15 protein-coding genes and 1 riboswitch are annotated in these 18383 nt (G+C 71.2%); of the genes, 11 read left to right on the top strand and 4 right to left on the bottom strand.

The features are described from left to right. The first annotated feature begins 133 nt into the window (after positions 1 to 133). The 4 genes from ACSC1Q_RS05720 to ACSC1Q_RS05705 all read left to right on the top strand — a co-directional run bounded on the left by ACSC1Q_RS05720 (position 134) and on the right by ACSC1Q_RS05705 (position 5690). Positions 134 to 1096 (top strand): alpha/beta hydrolase, encoded by a 963-nt coding sequence (locus tag ACSC1Q_RS05720; protein ID WP_436757586.1) that lies wholly within the window; start codon positions 134 to 136, stop codon positions 1094 to 1096. 234 nt (positions 1097 to 1330) lie between these two features. Beyond that, on the top strand, positions 1331 to 3388 hold the full coding sequence (locus ACSC1Q_RS05715) for an N-acetylneuraminate synthase family protein (RefSeq protein ID WP_436757585.1): 2058 nt from the start codon (positions 1331 to 1333) through the stop codon (positions 3386 to 3388). A gap of 89 nt (positions 3389 to 3477) precedes the next feature. Next, the gene (locus ACSC1Q_RS05710; protein ID WP_436757584.1) at positions 3478 to 4407 is read left to right on the top strand and encodes a glycosyltransferase family 2 protein; all 930 of its coding nucleotides are present in this window, start codon (positions 3478 to 3480) and stop codon (positions 4405 to 4407) included. Continuing rightward, complete coding sequence (locus tag ACSC1Q_RS05705) at positions 4404 to 5690, top strand: polysialyltransferase family glycosyltransferase (RefSeq protein WP_436757583.1); 1287 nt, start codon at positions 4404 to 4406, stop codon at positions 5688 to 5690. The genes ACSC1Q_RS05710 and ACSC1Q_RS05705 overlap by 4 nt, the downstream gene beginning before the upstream one ends. Positions 5691 to 5838: 148 nt before the next feature. Here ACSC1Q_RS05705 and ACSC1Q_RS05700 read toward each other — a convergent pair whose 3' ends face one another. Continuing rightward, a complete protein-coding gene (locus ACSC1Q_RS05700) occupies positions 5839 to 7041 on the bottom strand; it encodes a DUF6716 putative glycosyltransferase (RefSeq protein ID WP_436757582.1) in 1203 nt (400 codons plus the stop codon). A 100-nt stretch (positions 7042 to 7141) separates the two neighbouring features. Beyond that, on the bottom strand, positions 7142 to 8110 hold the full coding sequence (locus tag ACSC1Q_RS05695) for a hypothetical protein (RefSeq protein ID WP_436757581.1): 969 nt from the start codon (positions 8108 to 8110) through the stop codon (positions 7142 to 7144). 811 nt (positions 8111 to 8921) lie between these two features. Beyond that, positions 8922 to 9060: riboswitch (cyclic di-AMP (ydaO/yuaA leader) on the top strand. A gap of 18 nt (positions 9061 to 9078) precedes the next feature. On the opposite strand from ACSC1Q_RS05695, the gene ACSC1Q_RS05690 reads away from it, so the two are divergent. The 7 genes from ACSC1Q_RS05690 (at position 9079) to ACSC1Q_RS05660 (ending at position 17315) form a co-directional block, all read left to right on the top strand. Next, positions 9079 to 9771 (top strand): CHAP domain-containing protein, encoded by a 693-nt coding sequence (locus ACSC1Q_RS05690; protein WP_436757580.1) that lies wholly within the window; start codon positions 9079 to 9081, stop codon positions 9769 to 9771. Between the two features lie 713 nt (positions 9772 to 10484). Beyond that, positions 10485 to 11834, top strand: coding sequence for an ABC transporter substrate-binding protein (locus ACSC1Q_RS05685; RefSeq protein ID WP_436757579.1), 1350 nt, complete (start codon positions 10485 to 10487; stop codon positions 11832 to 11834). 83 nt (positions 11835 to 11917) lie between these two features. After that, positions 11918 to 12895 (top strand): carbohydrate ABC transporter permease, encoded by a 978-nt coding sequence (locus ACSC1Q_RS05680; protein WP_436757578.1) that lies wholly within the window; start codon positions 11918 to 11920, stop codon positions 12893 to 12895. A gap of 89 nt (positions 12896 to 12984) precedes the next feature. Then, positions 12985 to 13791, top strand: a complete 807-nt coding sequence (locus ACSC1Q_RS05675) for a carbohydrate ABC transporter permease (protein WP_436757577.1) — start codon at positions 12985 to 12987, stop codon at positions 13789 to 13791. A 35-nt stretch (positions 13792 to 13826) separates the two neighbouring features. Next, entirely contained in the window at positions 13827 to 15212 is a 1386-nt protein-coding gene (locus ACSC1Q_RS05670) for a GH1 family beta-glucosidase (protein ID WP_436757576.1), read from the top strand. 34 nt (positions 15213 to 15246) lie between these two features. Continuing rightward, positions 15247 to 16254, top strand: a complete 1008-nt coding sequence (locus ACSC1Q_RS05665; RefSeq protein ID WP_436757575.1) for a LacI family DNA-binding transcriptional regulator — start codon at positions 15247 to 15249, stop codon at positions 16252 to 16254. A 71-nt stretch (positions 16255 to 16325) separates the two neighbouring features. After that, positions 16326 to 17315 (top strand): phosphotransferase family protein, encoded by a 990-nt coding sequence (locus ACSC1Q_RS05660; RefSeq protein ID WP_436757574.1) that lies wholly within the window; start codon positions 16326 to 16328, stop codon positions 17313 to 17315. Positions 17316 to 17364: 49 nt separating this feature from the next. Here the strand turns inward: ACSC1Q_RS05660 and ACSC1Q_RS05655 are convergent, their stop codons facing one another. Together ACSC1Q_RS05655 and ACSC1Q_RS05650 are read right to left on the bottom strand one after the other, a co-directional pair. Further along, complete coding sequence (locus ACSC1Q_RS05655) at positions 17365 to 17769, bottom strand: YkvA family protein (RefSeq protein ID WP_436757573.1); 405 nt, start codon at positions 17767 to 17769, stop codon at positions 17365 to 17367. A 5-nt stretch (positions 17770 to 17774) separates the two neighbouring features. Next, entirely contained in the window at positions 17775 to 18383 is a 609-nt protein-coding gene (locus tag ACSC1Q_RS05650; RefSeq protein WP_436757572.1) for a TetR/AcrR family transcriptional regulator, read from the bottom strand.

Below are 18383 nucleotides of genomic sequence, written 5' to 3'. Positions count from 1 at the left end.
TCAGAATTAACACGAATGGATCGGCCCAAATAGTGAGCCGCGTCCGCCGCCCTCACACCGGGGCCGCCCTCACACCGGGCCGGTACGGCATGTGGGCTTCACGCGATCAACGAGACGCGGGAGGATTGGCGGCGTGAACCGCACCGCTGTACGTCTCGGAGTACTCCTGCTGGCCGCCGTCGCGGTCGCGGCGGTGCTGCTCGCCCTGCTGCCCCCGTCCTCCACCGGCACGTACGGCGAGGAGGACGTCCGGGCCTCCGCCGTCGCGGTGCGGAAGCTGGGCGAGCGCGACCACGAGCTCACCGTCACCTCCGCCGCGCTCGGCCGCGAGGGCAGGGTCAGGGTCCTGCTGCCCGACGGATGGACGCCGGGCTCGGGTCCGTGGCCGGTGCTGTACCTGCTGAACGGCTGCTGCCAGTCCGACTACGACACCTGGGTGACCAAGGGAGGCGCCGCGGAGCTCACCTCGGGCTACCCCGCGCTCGTGGTCATCCCCGAGAGCGGCCCCGTCGGTTTCTACTCCGACTGGCGCGAGGGTCCCGGCTGGGAGACCTTCCACCTCACCGAGGTGCGGGCCGTCCTGGAGCGCGACTACGGCGCCGGGGACCGGCGGGCGGTGGCGGGGCTGTCCATGGGCGGGTTCGGGGCGATGTCGTACGCGGCCCGCCACCCCGGCATGTTCCAGGCGGCGGCCTCCTTCTCCGGGGTGCTGCACACCCGCGACGGCAACGGCGGCGTCGACTGGCTGCTCGGGCAGTACGGCGAGAGGTCCGTGAAGCTCTGGGGCCCTCCGCAGGACCCGGAGTGGGCCGCCCACAACCCGGCCGACCTCACCGGCGCGCTGCGCGGGACGCGCCTCTTCGTCTCCAGCGGCGACGGCTCCCCCGGCCCGCTGGACGACGCCTCCGAGGCCCGGGACGAGGGCGAGGCCTCCCTGCTCCTGCAGTCCGTGACCTTCGCCGAGCGGGCCAGGGCGAACGGCGCCGACGTGGCCGTCGACTTCTACGGCCCCGGCACCCACTCCTGGCCCTACTGGCGCCGCGGCCTCGAACGCTCGCTCCCCATGCTCATGGGCTCCATCGGCGCGTCCGTCTGAGGCCCGGCGACGGCCGGAGCCGCTAACTCCCGAACCGGCGCGTACCAGAACTGAAGCTCCCAAGCCGACGCATACCCGAACCGAAGCGCCCAAGTCGGTGCTCCCGGTCGCGCGGAAAGTTAAGACGGGCGACTCTGGACGTTCAACTCAGACACCCCTTTCCGGTCACCCTCGTGGCTAGGTTCCAATGACACCCCAGCTCAGGGGCGTTCGCCGTATGTCTGAGGAGCCACCTTGCGAGTCCTGGCCGTTGTCCCCGCCCGTGGAGGTTCGGTGGGGGTTCCCCTGAAGAACCTGGCCGCGGTGGGCGGCAGTCCCCTGGTCGCCCGTGCGGTACGGGCCTGCGTGCGCGCCGAGCTGGTCGACGAGGTCGTGGTCAGCACCGACCACGAGGGCATCGCCGAGGTGGCCCGCGCCGCGGGCGCGACCGTGATCGACCGGCCGGGAGAGCTGAGCGGCGCGACCGCCTCCAGCGAGTCCGCCGTGCTGCACGCGCTCGACCACCTGTCCGAGGTCCCCGACGTGGTCATCCTGGTGCAGTGCACCAGCGCGTTCATCGACCCCGCCGACCTGGACAGCGCGATCTCCAAGGTCCTGGACGGCAGCGCCGACGTGGTGTTCTCCGGGCTGGAGACGCACGAGTTCCTGTGGAGCGCGAACGGCGCGGGCGTCAACCACGACCCGTCCCACCGCCCCCGCCGCCAGGACCGCGAGCCGAACTTCCGCGAGACCGGCGCGTTCTACGTGATGCGCACCGAGGGCCTGCGCGAGCACGGCCACCGCTTCTTCGGCGCCGTCGCCGTGCAGCAGGTGCCCTCGCGCCACGCCATCGAGGTCGACACCCCCGAGGACCTGGAGATCGTACGGGCGCTCGCGCCCTTCGTCGACGAGCCCGAGCCGATCGACGTGGACGCGGTGATCACCGACTTCGACGGCGTGCACACCGACGACCGCGCCTACGTCGACCAGGACGGCCGCGAGATGGTCGCGGTCAGCCGCTCCGACGGCATGGGCATCTCGCTGCTGCGCCGCTCCGGCGTCAAGCTGATGATCATGTCCACCGAGCACAACCCGGTGGTCGCGGCCCGCGCCCGCAAGCTCGGCGTGCCCGTCCTGCAGGGCCTGACCGACAAGCGGACCGTGCTGCGCGACTGGCTCGCCATCGAGGGGATCGACCCGGCCCGCGTCGCGTACGTCGGCAACGACGTCAACGACCTGGGCCCGATGAGCGACGTCGGCTGGCCCGTCACGGTCCCCGACGCCCACCCCAAGGTCCGCGCCGCCGCCAGGACCGTGCTGACCAGGGCCGGAGGGGCCGGGGCCGTACGGGAACTGTGCGACCGGGTCCTCGCGGCCCGCCCGCTGGAGGAGGTCGCCGCCGCTCCCGCGCCCCGCGCCGAACTGCGGCTCACCCCGGTCGCCAAGCCGGTCCAGATCGGCGAGTCGCTGGTCGGCTCCGGCCAGCCGGTCTACATGATCGCCGAGATCGGCATCAACCACAACGGCGACCTGGACATCGCGCGCAAGCTGATCGACGTGGCCGCCGAGGCGGGCTGCCAGGCGGTCAAGTTCCAGAAGCGCACGCCGGAGATCTGCGTGCCGCTGGAGCAGCGCGGCCAGATCCGGCAGACGCCGTGGGGCGAGATGACCTACATGGAGTACAAGATCAGGACCGAGTTCGGCCTGAAGGAGTACACCGAGATCGCCAAGCACTGCCAGGAGCGCGGCCTGGACTGGTTCGCCTCCCCGTGGGACGTGCCGTCGGTGGAGTTCCTGGAGTCGATGGACGTGGTCACCCACAAGATCGCCTCGGCCAGCGTGACCGACCTGGAGCTGCTGCGCGCGCTCGCCGCCACCGGCAAGCCGCTCATCCTGTCCACCGGCATGTCCACGCTGGAGGAGATCGACCAGGCGGTGGAGATCCTCGGCACCTCCAGGCTGGTGATGATGCACGCCACCTCCACCTACCCGCTTCCTCCCGAGGAGGCCAACCTCCGCGCGATCGTCACCCTCCAGGAGCGGTACGGCGTGCCGGTCGGCTACTCCGGCCACGAGCGCGGCCTGCAGATCTCGCTCGCGGCGGTGACCCTGGGCGCGGTGACCGTGGAGCGGCACATCACGCTCGACCGCACCATGTGGGGCTCCGACCACGCGGCCTCGCTGGAGCCGGCCGGGCTGGAGCACCTGGTCCGCGACATCCGGATCATCGAGACCGCCCTGGGCGACGGCGTCAAGCGGGTCTTCCCCGGCGAGGAGGCGCCCAAGTCGCGCCTGCGCCGCGTCACCGTGTGAACCTCCCGTCGAGGCCGCCGCACCGCACGAACATCTGAATCGGGAAGCCGCGTCGTACGAACATCCGAATCGGGAATGGGAAGAACAACTTGATCAAGCTGTCCGTCGTCGTCCCGGTGCGGGACGCGGAGGCCTACATCGGTGACGCGCTGACCTCGCTGGTCAGGAACGCGCGCCGGGACTTCGAGTTCATCGTGGTGGACGACGGATCCGCGGACGCGACCGGGCAGATCGTCGAGGACTTCCGCGACGACCTGCCCGGTCTGGTCGTGCTGCACAACGACGCGCCGGTCGGGCTGGCCGACGCGCGCAACCTCGGGGTCTCGCTCGCCTCCGGCCGCTACCTGACGTTCATGGACGGCGACGACTGGCTCGCGCCCGGCTACCTGGGAGACCTGGTCGGGGCGATCGAGCGGCTCGGCTGCGACTTCGTCCGGGTCGACCACGTCCAGGCCGAGGGCAGGAAGCGGGTGATCCACCGGGCGCCGCTCGCCACCCGGGAGACGGTGCTGAAGCCGCGCGACCACATCCTGCCCGCCCGCTCGAAGACCATGGTCGACTACCCGTACGCCTGGGCGGGGATCTACCGCCGCGACCTCGGCGAGCTGCTCACCTTCCCCGGCCACCTGCACACCGCCGAGGACAGGCCGTGGATCTGGCGGCTGCACCGCGCCGCGGGTTCGTTCGCGGTGGTGTCGCTGGCCGGGCTGTTCTACCGGCGGATGGTGTCGGGCTCGCTGACCCAGATCGGCGACGCCAGGCAGCTGCACTTCTTCGACGCCTTCGACCTGGTCTTCGAGGGGCTGGAGGAGGAGTTCGCCCCCAAGGCGGTGCGGATGTTCCGCGCGCTCCTCGCCCACCACCTGGAGATGGGCGAACGGTTCTCCCCCGAGCTGCGCGCCCGCTTCGAGGAGCGCGGCGCCGCGACCCTGAGGCGGTTCCCCTCGGACCTGCTCGCCGAGACCCGCCTGGACCCGGAACGTGACCAGATCCTGCAGAGACTCCTGGAGGGCCGATGACGCAGCTGTTCTACGCCTCGACCCTGTTCGGCGCGATGACGCTGGCGGCGGCGATCGACGACGGCCGCTTCGGCCCCCGCGAGGGGCGCCGGATCCTGCTGGTCTCCAACAACGCGGCCATCCCGGAGATCACCCCGTCCCTGGACGAGACCCCCGGTTTCGCCGCGCTGCGCCCGCGCTTCGACGAGATCCACTCGTGGAACGAGATCGTGGCCCCGCTGCACCCCTCCGACTGGAAGGCCCGCGTCATCGAGGTGCCGATGCTGAGCCGCCTGGTCGGCTCGTATCTGTCCCTGGGCGACGGGCCCGCCGAGCTGATCCTGGAGTCCATCGCGGTCCCCCCGGCCAGGACCCTGGGAGGGCTGGTCAAGGACTGCCCGATCTCGGTCTACTCCGACGGCCTGATGAGCTACGGCCCGACCCGCGACCCGCTCCCGCTGGAGATCTCCGGCCGGATCACCCGCCTGCTCCACCTCGACCTGGTCCCCGGCCTGACGCCGCTGCTGCTGTCGGAGTACGGGGTCCCCGCCGAGACCGTCCCCGGCGGGGCCTTCCTCGACGTGATCGGGCAGGTCGGCGGGGAGGCCGGCGGCGCGCCCTCGGGCCGGGCGATGATCCTCGGGCAGTACCTGTCGGCCCTCGACCTCGTCACCCCCGAGGAGGAGGCGCGGCTGCACGCCGACATGCTGCGCGGCCTCGCCGCCCGGGGGTTCCGCGGCGTGCTGTTCAAGCCCCACCCGGCCGCGGGCCGCGAGCACGCCCGGCGGCTGCGTGAGACGGCCGCCGAACTGGGTGTCGAGCTGGACGTGGTGGCGGAGACCGTACCCGCCGAGTCGTGTTTCGCCGGGCTGCGGCCCGAGCTCGTGGTCGGCTGCTTCTCCACCGCCCTGATCACCGCGAGCCGCTACTTCGGGCTCCCGGTGGCGACGGTGGGCGGCGAGCTGGTCCTGGAGCGGCTCACCCCGTACGAGAACAGCAACCGGATCCCGGCCACCGTCACCGACGCCCTGCTGCCACGCCTCTCGGCGGACGGCTCGCTGGAGGAACCCCCGCCGGTGGACCTTCCCGCCCTGGTGGGCGCGGTCGGCTACTGCATGCAGGCCGAGGTGTATCCGGGACTGCGCGAGAGCGCCGCCGCCTATCTGGAGGAGCACGGCCCCGCCCGCTACTTCAAGCGCCAGCGCCTCGGCGCCCTCGACCTGATCACCCCCCAGGCCGCGGCGTCCCAGGAGCGGAGCACCCTGGGCAGGCTCCGCCGCCGCCTGTCGAAGGCGTTCCCCTAGAACCGGCCCGCCCCGGCGCCGGCCGCCCCCTGACCTTGACCCCGGCTTCGGCTTCGGCTTCGGCTTCGGCTTCGGCTTCGGCTTCGGCTTCGGCTTCGGCTTCGGCTTCGGGGAGGATCGTCGTCCCCCCCGGAGCCGGGCGCCACTCCTAGCCGAGTGCCTTGAGATAGCGGCGCATCCGGCGCTTGGCGCGGTAGCCGACGCGCAGCACGTTCGGCGGGACCTCCACGCGCATGCGGGCGCGGCGGCGGGCGGCGGCGAACTCGGGGCCTTCGAGCAGGGAACTCGCCGGGACGAGACGCCCGGAGCGGGCCTGCCCGACCAGGGAGACCATCCGTGACACCCAGTCGCTCTCGCCACCGGGGTGGAAGTAGTTGACCTTGCACCAGGCGTCGTCCGGGTCCAGGAAACGCCCGGCGGAGAGGTCGTCGAGGGTGCCGAGCAGGCCGCTGTCCTCGAAGACCAGGTTGATCATCTCGGCGCCCACCCCGAAGTCCGACAGCACCAGGAGCGGCACCCGCTGGGCGATCGCCTCCAGCGCGGCGGTCGAGCTGACGGTGACGAACCCCGCCGCGTGGGCCAGGTGATCGTGCATGGGTCCCACCGCGAAGCGCACGGCCTCGGCGCGCACCCGGCCCTCCCCCGCGAGCGAGTCCCACAGGCGCTGGTAGTGGTGGCGCTCGTTGTGGGTCTGGCGCTCGGTGTCCAGGGCGCGGAGCTTGACAACGACGTCAAGGTCCGGCCGCCTCCTGGCCAGCTCGGCCAGGGCGAGCAGGACCTGCTCGCGCTCCTCCCTGCGCCTGGGCACCTTGGCCTGGGTGGCGAACACCACCCGGTCGCGCGGCCCGGTGGCGGCGATCTCCGCGCCGTCGCGCAGGAACGGCAGCCTGGCCAGCCCGACCTGGCCCCCTCCGCCCAGCCTGCGGCCGATCTCGGAGAACTCCTCGACCTCCCGGCCGCTGTGCAGCACGAACAGGTCGCACCCGCTGCGGAACAACCACGCCTTCTCGGTGGCGGGTACGGAGATGCCCGGCAGTCCCGAGACGAACACCGGCCTGGGCCGCAACCCGGCCAGCACCTCGCCGGCCAGCACGTCCACCACGGGTCCCGTACAGGCGACGAGCACCACGTCGGGCCGCAGGCGCTCCGCGGCCCGGCGCAGCGCGCGGGCCGACAGCACGGGCGGGTCGGCCGCCGAGCCGGCGACGGCGGCGTGGATCTGCGCCGGCGACGGGGTGATGGGGGTACGGATGACCGCCAGCTCTGTCTCGCAGCCCGAGGGCAGGTCCCTCAGCAGGCAGGCCGCCCACTTCAGGTAGGAGTCGGAGTCGGCCACGGCCAGGACCTTCAAAGAGAACCTCCGGCGGGGAATCCCCGGTTTCGCGCGGTTTTCATGCGGTTTCGTAAATGGAGAGGCGGCCCGGCGGGCCCGCCGGGCGTCGGCCACGGGGTCATGACCCGGTGACTCCCGTGTCGTGATGGGCGAACCGCGACAGGTGGGAGCGGAGTGAGGGAACAGCCTCGGCCGTCCACCACTCGTCGGGGACGTCCACCGTCTCCACGGCGACACCCCTGGCCGAGAGCAGGACTCGCAGGGAGGTGACCGCGGTGGACGGCAGGCTGAGCACCCGCTGCTCGGCGGCGAGCCCGCGCAGGGTCATCTCGGCGGGGGTCCCGCCGTCGTAGACGGTGATCCCCGGCTGCTCCCCGACCCGGACGAGATCGTCGGGATCCTCGCGGCGGTGCGGGAAGTAGGCCACCGGACCGGCCGAACCGAGCCCGGCGAGCCAGGTGAAGTAGCGGTCGCGGTGGATCAGGCCGTTGCGGACCAGCGAGGTGCCGAGGACGACGGTGCGCTCCTCGGGGCGGGGCGCGCGCAGCGGCTGGGACCGCAGCCAGGCGAAGTCGTGGGTGACCAGCTCGGCTCCCCCGGCGCGTACGGCCTTCGCCAGGTCGGGGGGCACGGGCAGCGCGGTGAAGATCGACAGCCGTCCCGAGCGGGCGGCGGCGCGCAGCCTGAGCCCGGCCGCCGCGCCGAGGGCGGTCCTGAGCCTTCCGACCTTCGCCCTCGCCCGCAGCAAGGGTGTTCCCAGCCTGCCGGTGAGCAGTTCCAGGAGCCTGATGGTGGCGAGCCCGTCGTCGACGATCACGATCCGGCCGGGGAGCGCGGTGAGCCAGCGGAACTGGACCTTGCCGGAGAAGGCGTCGCCCACCACCCAGGTCTCCCCCCGGCGCGGCCGGGGCATGTCCGGCCTGGCCGCGGTGAGCTCCAGCCCGCTCGGCAGGGTGAGACGGCCCAGCTCGCGGCCCGTCACGGCCAGCGGGCGGAGTTTCGCCCTGGGCACGAGATGGCTGCGGGCGCCGAGCAGCCCGGCGTGGTGGGCCTCCACCGCGCAGAGCATCTGCAGCGGTGACTCCACCCAGGCAACGGCCGAACCCTGATCCCGCGCGTGGTCTCGGCCGTCCTCCACGCCGGGCGATGACCCGTTCACGACTGCCACAACCTAACCCGGTGTCCTTAAGCGCCCGGGAACTGCGGGTGAACAGCCGACCACGCGCGCTTGATGATGATCGTCCGGTCTTTACCCGCGTGCGCGACGAGGCCTGGGGGAAAGCGCGTTCCTTTGCCCGACACCTTTACCTTCGCGGGGCCGCGGAGCCCCGTCGAGCGCGTCTCTTTACCTTCCGGGCGGCGAGGCCTGCCCGCCTCCCTCTGCCGCGTCCCTGAGCTGCGAAAACTCTTCTGGACACGGGCCCGGAGCAGCCGGATCCGGCACGTCGGCTCCGGCCCTTCATGGGAGAACCCCTACCATCCGAATACTTTTTACCATCGAAAACCTGTTCGATACTTGACCGAGTGCGTCACCCCCCGGCCGGAGCCTCACCCGTGCGTCACAGCCCCCTCCGGCCGGCAACTCGCGGGCGGGTCCGGAAAATCCGGATCGCCGTGGAGACAGGGGGTCCCGGTCCCGGCGGGGTGTCCTCCCGCCCCGCCGGGGAGGGGCGTGGCCGGGGCCGCCTCACCCCACCCCTCAGTCGGACGGCACCGTGCAACACCTCCCCGGTTCGGACGTATTCCCAAGCCAGGGCAATATGTCCTACTTGTAATCGTCTGTCCCCCTGACGTACCTTCGTCCTATTCATGGCAATTGCCTAGGTCTATCCAGGTCTGTGCATTGCCGTCACATTGCCCGACCGTGTCCCACCCGGCGGAGACCTTTCCGCCGACGGTGAGCACGGCCGCCGAATCCGCGAGGTCTGCGGAACCGGGGAACCACGTTCCTGGGGTGAATCAGCGCACCTGTGCGCCGTAGGGCACTTCCCAGCCCGAACCCGTCAGCTAACCCGGTAGGCGGAATGGAAGCGAAGCAAGGAGTCGAACCCCCGTATGACCCATCGCCTCATCTCCACTCCCCGCGCGGCATGCGCCATCATGGGCGCGTGCGTCGCCCTGGCGACCGGCACCACCGGCACCGCACTGGCCGACGGCCACGGCGTCGTGAACGCCCCGCCCGTCGACACCCAGGCGCAGGCCTCCAAGGTCGCGAAGACCCCCCTGCAGATCGTGGCCGAGAGGCTCCCCAAGGTCTCCGCGGCGAAGGTCCTGGACATCGCCTCCAAGCAGATCGGCGTCCGCGAGAACGCCCAGGGCGGCGGCACCAAGTTCCACTCCTGGTACATGTCGAGCCCCCGGGCCAAGGAGACCCTCGCCCGCGACGGCGGCAGTACCGTGTACGACTACGCCAACGCCCCCTGGTGCGCGATGTTCGTCTCCTGGGTCGGCGAGATGGCCGGCATCCGCCCCACCATGGGCTGGGACGCCTACACCGTGGCCCACGCCAAGTGGTTCAAGAACAACGGGCACTGGGGCACCATCCCCACCCCCGGCGCCGTCGTCTACTTCGACTGGGCCGGCGGCAAGACCATCGACGGCATCGACCACGTCGGCTTCGTGAAGAAGGACAACGGGGACGGCACGATCACCACGATCGAGGGCAACACCGGCAACGGCGACGTCGAGCAGCGCGTCCGGCCCGTCTCCCAGGTCGTCGGCTACGGCTACCCCGTCTACTCCAACTGACCCGCCCCCGCCACCCGCACCCGTCCTCCCCTGCGGCGCGGGCGTCCCGGCCCCCCGCCGGTGAACGGCGGCCCGGTCCACACGCTCCCGGGGGCGTCGCCCGAACAGGCGACGCCCCCGGGAGCGTTCCGCGTCCCCCCTCCCCCCGGGAGCGTCCCGCGCCCCCTCGCCCGATCCCGGGAGCGTTACGTGTCCCCCTCTCCCGACTTCCGGGAGCGTTCCGCACCTCCCCCCTCGTCCCTCCCCGGGAACGTCCCCCCCTCCCCTGGCTCCGATGGCGTCTCCTCGCCCCCTCCCCCGGCCCGGCTCCGGTGGCCGGGGTCCCTCGCCGCCCTCCCCGACCCCCTCCTGACACCCTCTTGACAGCCCTCAGCGGGCGCCCGCCGAGGGAGCCACCCTCGACCCCGATCGGCGTCCCCCGCCCCCGCGCGGACACGAAATGCCCCGACTGTATGTCCGTGAGATGGGAGCGCTCCCAATCATCTTGATGAGATCTTTGTGCAGGTTTGGTACCAATAGTCCTGCCTAAAACGGCCGGATGTAACGGTTGAGTTTCGGCATATTGACGTCCCGGTTGCCCATCGTCCACTCTTCGTGGGAGCGCTCCCAAAGCACATTGAGGAACGACCTCGTCACGAGGACCGCGTTTGTCGGGGACCGGTCCGCGATGTCGCCTCCCAATGATTCGGGCGACCACCTGAGAGGGGTCCGGAATGTTGAACAACAAGCGGCACGGCAGGCTCGCCGCCGTCGCGGTCATGGCGGCCACCGCCCTGGCCGTCACGTCGTGCAGCTCCAGCGAGCCCGCCACGCCCGCCGCGAACGGCGGCTCCGCCGCGGCGGCCGAGCCGGTGACCATCACCGTGCACACCTTCGGCGGCGGCGAGAACTTCGGCTACGACAAGGCCGTGGAGACGTGGAACGCGGCGCACCCGAACATCCAGGTCAAGTACCAGAACCTGACCGACCGGTTCGAGGACGTCTACCTCCCGCAGCTGCTACAGCGCCTGCAGGCCAACAGCGGCGCGGCCGACATCATCGCCCTGGACGAGGGCGCGATGGGCCTCATGAAGGCCCGCCCGCAGTTCTTCACCGACCTCGCCGAGTACGGGCTGGACAGCCGCAAGGCCGACTTCCCCGCGGCGAAGTGGGACAACGGCATCAACGCCGACAACAAGCTCTTCGCCCTGGGCACCGACATCGGCGGCATGACCATGTGCTACCGCAAGGACCTGTTCGAGAAGGCGGGCCTGCCCACCGGGCGCGAGGAGGTCGGCAAGCTCTGGCCGGACTGGAACGCCTTCAAGGCGATCGGCGAGAAGTTCAAGGCGGCCAACCCCGGCAAGGGTGACCCGAAGTTCCTCGACGGCCCCAACACCCTCTACAACGTGATCCTGTCGCAGGAGGCGCCGAAGAACGGCAACGTCGCCTACTTCGACCAGAAGAACCAGCTCGTCATCGAGACCAACCCGGCCATCAAGACCTCCTTCGACACGGTGAAGAGCTTCAGCGAGGCGGGCCTGACCGCCAAGCTCGGCTCCTTCACCCCGCCGTGGAACGCCGCGATCAAGAAGGGCGGCTTCGCGACCATGGGCTGCCCGGCCTGGATGCTCGGCGTGGTCTCCGGCGCGGCCGGTGACGACAACAAGGGCAAGTGGGACGTCGCGTCCGTGCCCGGCGGCGCGGGCAACTGGGGCGGCTCCTACCTGGCCATTCCCAAGCAGAGCAAGCACCCCAAGGAGGCCGCCGAGGTCCTGAACTACCTCACCGGCAAGGAGGGCCACATCATGGCCTTCCAGGAGGCCGCGGCCTTCCCGAGCTCCATCACCGCGCAGCAGGACCCGGCGGTCGCCGACCTGAAGAACCCGTTCTTCAACGACGCGCCGACCGGCCAGATCTTCGGCGCCTCGGTCAAGGACCTGCTGCCCGTCTTCCTCGGCGAGAAGCACGCCCAGGTCAAGACCGCGGTGGAGAAGGTCCTTGAGGGCATGGACCAGGGCTCGGTCCCCTACGACCAGGCCTGGACCAAGTTCCTTGAGGCCGGCGTCAAGGCAGCGGGCTGATCCCCGTACCGATCCGCATCGGCCCGGCCGCGGTGACCCCGTGGCCGGGCCGGTCGCCTGGCCCCGCTGAAAGGCTCTGACCGATGACACTGCACGTCGACTCCCCGGCCGCCCCGCCGCGACCCGGCCCCCGCCGGTCGCCGGGGCGCCGCAGACCGGAGCGGGGCGGTGGATGGGCCCGGTTCGACCTCCGGGCGACCCCCTACTTCCTCGTCTCCCCGTACTTCCTGCTCTTCGCCGTCTTCGGTGTCTTCCCGCTCGGCTACACCCTCTGGGTCTCGCTGCACGAGTGGGAACTCGCCGGTGACAAGACCCTCGTCGGCCTCGACAACTACATCGAGCTGATCACCGACGAGGCCTTCTGGAACGCGGTGTTCAACACCCTCGGCATGTTCGTCCTGTCGACGGTCCCGCAGCTCGTCCTGGCCCTCCTGCTGGCCAACGCGCTCAACAAGCGCATCCGGGGACGGCTCTTCTTCCGCCTCGGCGTGCTGCTGCCGCTGATCACCTCCGTCGTCGCCGTCGCGGTGGTCTTCACCCAGCTGTACGGGCGCGACTACGGCATGATCAACTGGTTCCTGAGCCTCTTCGGGGTCGACGCGATCAACTGGCAGAACGAGAAGTGGTCCTCGTGGATCGCGATCTCCACGATGATCGACTGGCGCTGGACCGGCTACAACGCGATCATCCTGCTCGCCGCGATGCAGACCATCCCCAAGGACCTCTACGAGGCCGCCTCCATCGACGGCGCCTCGCCCAGGCGGCAGTTCTGGCGGATCACCATCCCGATGCTGCGCCCGACGATCATCTTCGTGGTGTTCATCTCCACCATCGGCGGCCTGACGCTGTTCACCGAGCCGGTCATGTTCGACGGCAACCCGACGATGAGCGGCGGCGCCACCGGCCAGTACCAGACCGTGGCGATGTTCATCGTCAAGGAGGCGTTCCGCGACTTCGACTTCGGCTACGCCGCGGCCGCCTCGTGGCTGCTGTTCGCGCTGATCCTCATCGGGACGCTCGTCAACTACTCCTTCACCCGCCGTATCGGGGGTTCCAAGTGACGGTCACCCAGCTCCGGCGGCCCCCCGCGCACTCCCGGCGGCCCTCGGGCCCGTCGGCCGCGCGGAACCGCATCTGGGACGCCGGCCCCATGACGAAGGTCGTGCTGGCCTTCGCCCTCGTGCTGTCGGCGTTCCCCATCTACTACATGTTCATCATGGCCACCCGGACCAACGAGGAGGCCATCGACGTACCGCCGCCGCTGTTCCCCGGCGGCCACCTCGGCGAGAACATCGCGCGGCTGCTGTCCACCGAGGACGCCTACTTCATGACCGGCCTGATCAACTCGGCCATCGTCTCGGTCACCGTGACCGTCTCGGTCGTACTGATCTCCACGCTGGCCGGTTTCGCCTTCGCCAAGCTCCGCTTCCGGGGCAGCAGGATCCTGCTGGGCCTGATCCTGGTGACGATGATGGTCCCGCTCCAGCAGATGGGCGTCGTGCCGCTGTACGAGCTCATGGTCACGCTCGGCTGGACCGGTCAGCTGAAGGCGGTCATCCTGCCCTTCCTGGTCAACGGCTTCGGGGTCTTCATGATGACCCAGTACGCCACCCAGGCGGTGCCGGACGAGCTGGTCGAGGCGGCCCGCGTCGACGGCGCCTCCACCATGCGCATCTACGTGAACGTCATCCTCCCCGCGCTCCGGCCGGGCATGGCGGTGCTCACCCTCCTGGTCTTCATGCAGACCTGGAACGAGTTCATGTGGCCGCTGATCGTGCTGAACCCGGACAACCCGGTGGTTCAGACGTCGATCGCGGCGCTCAACCAGGCCCACGGCACCGACTACGTGATGCTGTTCACCGGCACCGCGGCGTCGGTCCTGCCGCTGTTCATCGTTTTCATCGCGTTCGGCCGCCAGATCGTCGGCGGACTCATGGAAGGTGCGGTCAAGGCGTGACCACGCAAGAGACGAGGATTCAGACCCCGGATCTGATGTTTCCGACGAACTTCGTCTGGGGCGCGGCCACCTCCGCCTACCAGATCGAGGGCGCTGTCGCGGAGGACGGCCGAGGCCGTTCCATCTGGGACACCTTCGTCAAGCAGCCGGGACGGGTGGTGAACGGCGAGCACGCCGACACCGCCATCGACCACTACAACCGCTACCGGGACGACGTGCGGGTGATGGCCGAGCTCGGCCTCAGCGCGTACCGCTTCTCCGTCTCCTGGCCCCGGATCCAGCCCGACGGGCGCGGCGCCGTCAACCAGGGGGGCGTCGACTTCTACAGCCGCCTGGTCGACGAGCTCCTCTCCCGGGGCGTCGACCCGTGGGTGACGCTCTACCACTGGGACCTGCCCCAGGCCCTGGAGGACGCGGGCGGCTGGCCCGCGCGGGACACGTCGAAGCGCTTCGCCGACTACGCGGCGGCCGTGCACGACGCGCTGGGCGACCGGGTCCGCAACTGGAGCACGGTCAACGAGCCCTGGTGCTCGGCGTTCCTCGGGTACGCCTCGGGCGAGCACGCCCCCGGGCGGCGCGAGCCCGACAAGGCCGTGCACGCCGCCCACCACCTCCTGCTCGCGCACGGCCTGGCCGCGCAGGCGATCCGTGCCCAGCGGCCCGAGACCGTCATCGGCGGCTGCGTCAACCTGTACGCGATCTCGGCCCAGACCTCCTCCGAGGCCGACCAGGACGCCGCCCGCCGCATCGACGGGCTGCAGAACCGCTTCTTCCTGGACGCCCTGCTCAAGGGCGAGTACCCGGACGACGTCCTGGAGGACCTCGGCCGGCCGGCGGGGCTCGTCCACGACGGGGACATGGAGATCATCTCGACGCCGCTGGACAAGCTGCTGATCAACTACTACAGCCGCTTCACCGTCTCGGGCACCCCGGGCGGCGCCGCGTCGGCCGCGGCGGCGCCCACCGACACCGGGTCGCCCTGGGTCGGCAGCGAGCACGTGTCGTTCGTCGGGGGCGGGCGGCCCGTGACGGCGATGGGCTGGGAGATCGACCACGCGGGGCTGCTGGAGATCCTGCACCGGCTCGCCGCCGAGTACCCGCGCGTCCCGCTGGTCATCTCCGAGAACGGCGCGGCCTTCGACGACGTCGTGGGCCCCGACGGTGTCGTGCACGACCGCGACCGGGTGGAGTACTTCGACGCCCACCTGCGCACCTGCCACACCGCGATCGAGGCGGGAATCCCGCTGGAGGGCTACTTCGCCTGGTCGCTGATGGACAACTTCGAGTGGGCGTGGGGGTACGGCAAGCGGTTCGGGCTGGTCCACGTCGACTACGAGACCCAGGTCAGAGTTCCCAAAGAGAGCGCTCTCTGGTATGCCGGGACCATCAGGCGTGGAGGCCTGAGCGGTCCGGCAGAATAGGGGCCGGGAAATTCACCACTGGGGGCACAGAAACATGAACGGCGACCGTCGTCCGACGCTTGAGGCGGTCGCGGCCCTGGCCGGTGTCGGCCGGGGCACGGTGTCGCGGGTCATCAACGGCTCGCCGAAGGTGAGCGAGAAGGCCCGCGACGCCGTGCTACGGGCGATCCAGGAGCTGGGGTACGTCCCCAACCGGGCGGCCCGCGCGCTGGTCACCCGGCGCACCGACACCGTGGCGCTCGTCGTCTCGGAGTCGGAGCTGCGGGTCTTCGACGAACCGTACTTCGCGGGGACCATCCGCGGCATCGGCTCGGCCCTGTCCGAGACCGGCCTGCAGCTGATCCTCGCGATGGCGCAGTCGGCGCCGGAGCACGAGCGGCTGGAGCACTACCTGACCGGGCAGCACGTCGACGGGGTGCTGCTGATCTCCCTGCACGGCGCCGACCCGCTGCCGGGGCGGCTGGAGGCGATGGGCGTGCCGACCGTCATCGGCGGCCGGCCCGTCGGCCTCACCCCCTACAGCTACGTCGACGTCGACAACCGGGCCGGGGCCAGGCAGGCGGTCAAATACCTGCTGGGCAGGGGCCGCCGCCGGATCGCCACCATCGCGGGCCCCCAGGACATGGGCGTGGGCGTCGACCGGCTCGCGGGCTACCGCGACGCGCTGCTCGCGACCGGCGTGCGGGAGATGGTGACGTACGGCGACTTCAGCGAGGAGAGCGGCATGGAGGGGATGCGCAGGCTCCTCGCAGAGAACCGCGACCTGGACGCCGTCTTCACCGCCTCCGACCCGATGGCGCTGGGCGCGATGCGGGTGCTGCGCGAGGAGGGGAAGTCGATCCCCGGCGACGTCGCGGTGATCGGCTTCGACGACTCCCCCGCCGGGGCGCACTCCTCCCCCGCCCTCACCAGCGTGCACCAGCCCACCGAGTCGATGGGCCGGCAGATGGCCCACCTGCTCGTCGCCCGCATCAACGGCGAGCAGCTGGAGCAGCCGGTGGTGATACTGGACACCCACCTGATCGAGCGCGGTTCCGCCTGACCTCCCCCTGCCCGGCCGCCCGGCGTACCCTCGCGGCACCGAGGCAGGACACGGCGAAACATAGGTAGGAAATGGACAGCAGGACGAAACGCCCGCTCACCCCCGCCGAGCTCGACGCGCTGGCGCGGCGGGCCCTGGACGTCGGCGTCTCCTCGGCCACCGAGCTGACCGACGGCTTCGCCAACGCCGTGTGGCGGCTCGCCCTGCTGGACGGCCGCGAGGTGGTCCTGAAGCTGTCGCCGCCGCCCGAGCTGGAGCAGCTGAGCTACGAGCGCGACCTGCTGCGCACCGAGGCCATGGTCTACGGCCTGGCCGGCCCCGCGGGGGTGCCGGTCCCCGAGCTGCTGCGCGCCGGGTTCGACGACCCGGTGCTGGGCGGCGACTACCTGGTGCTGTCCGCCCTCGACGGGGTGCCGTGGAACCAGGCGGCGCCGGCCGAGGCGGACCGGCGGGCCCTGCGCAGGGAGCTCGGCGGTCACCTGGCCCGGCTGAACGCGATCACCGGCGACGTTTACGGCTACCCGCACGCGGACCTGACCGGCGGCACCTGGCGGGAGGCGTTCCTGACGATGACCGGCGCGCTCCTGGCCGACGCGGGCCGCTACGCCACCCCGCTGCCGAGGCCGGTGCCCGAGATCGCGGCGGCGATCGAGTCGGGCGCGGGCGCGCTGGACGAGGTCGAGGTCCCCTGCCTGGTCCACTTCGACGTGTGGCCGGGCAACGTCTTCCTGACCCGCGACGGGACGCCGCGCATCCAGGCGATCATCGACCACGAGCGGGCCTTCTGGGGCGACCCGCTCGCCGACTTCGTCACCCCGACGATCTTCGGTGAGCTGGACGAGTCGGATCCGATCGTCGCCGGATATCGCGACGCGGGCGGCGTCGTGGAGTTCACCGGTCCCGCCCGCACCCGGATGGCCCTCTACCGCCTCTACCTCTCCCTCATCCTCCTGGTCGAGAACGGCCCCCGCCAGTATCCGGAGAAGGAGTACGCCTCCCTCCGCGACCGCTCCCTCACGGCCGCGCTCAGAGCCCTCGACGTCCTCTCTGCGGCACCGTGACGGGACGCCGGTCACGGCCACCGGCGCCGGGAAACGCGGCTTCCGGCCGTCAGGGCCCGCCGAGGAGGCGCCGGACGACGGCCAGTCCCTCCGGGGTGCCCGGCCAGTGTCCTGCCAGCGCCTCGGGTCCGGCACGCCTGACGACCGAGCGCAGGACGAAGGCGACGATGATCGCGTCGTCGGCGTAGCCGAGCACCGGGATGACGTCGGGGATCAGGTCGATGGGCAGCGCGAGATAGCCCAGCAGCAGCCACAGCCGCACCCGTACCCCGCGCGGCAGGCCGCCGTCGCGCGCGAGCCTGGCGACCAGGCGGAGCAGGTCGGGCAGCAGGCGCAACGTCTCGCTCAGCGCGGTGCCCCTGGGGCGCGCCACCACCAGGAAGGCGGCCAGGACCAGCCAGAGCAGCAGCAGGCCGCCCGCGACCCCCGCCGTCACCCGCCAGAACTCGGACACCCGGGTCAGGCCGCCGAGGCCCGCAGCGCCGTCAGGGCCGCGTCCAGCGCGGCGCGCAACGGCGTGATCGACCGCATCGTCTGGGTGAGCAGCAGGCCGCCCTGGAGTGCCGCGAAGATCGCCAGAGCCAGATCCTCGGGGTCGGCGTCGGCGCGCAGCAGGCCGGTGGCGCGCATGCGCGTGAGCCCGGCCCGCAGGTATCCGCACCAGCGGTCCATGTGCCCGGCCACCTCGGCGGCGCGCTCGGGATCGCTGCCGGCCAGCTCGCCCGCCATCGCCCCGATCGGGCAGCCCCAGTGCGGCTGCGAGCCGTAGTGCGCGAGGACGGCGTCGCGCCAGCCGTCCCACGCCTCCCAGGTGTCGAGCGTGTCCAGGAACGGCCGCTGCGCCTGGAGCACCCGCTCGGCCTGGAACGCGGCGATCGCCGCGACCAGATCGCGCTTCCCGTCGGGGAAGTAGTGGAACAGCTGGCTCTTGCTGGTCGCCGTCCCGGCCCGGATGTCGTCCAGGGTCGTGCCCCCGACCCCGCGGGCCAGGACCAGATCGGCGGCGGCCTCGACGATGCGGGCACGCGTGAGCGCCCCTTTGGCGGTGAACCTCACCGGGGTCGGCAT

Origin of the sequence: Streptosporangium heterodermiicola, from assembly GCF_051390675.1 — a bacterium.
Taxonomy (GTDB): domain Bacteria; phylum Actinomycetota; class Actinomycetes; order Streptosporangiales; family Streptosporangiaceae; genus Streptosporangium.
Note: the sequence above shows the minus strand (reverse complement) of the source record. Positions and strands in the feature narration are given on the sequence as shown.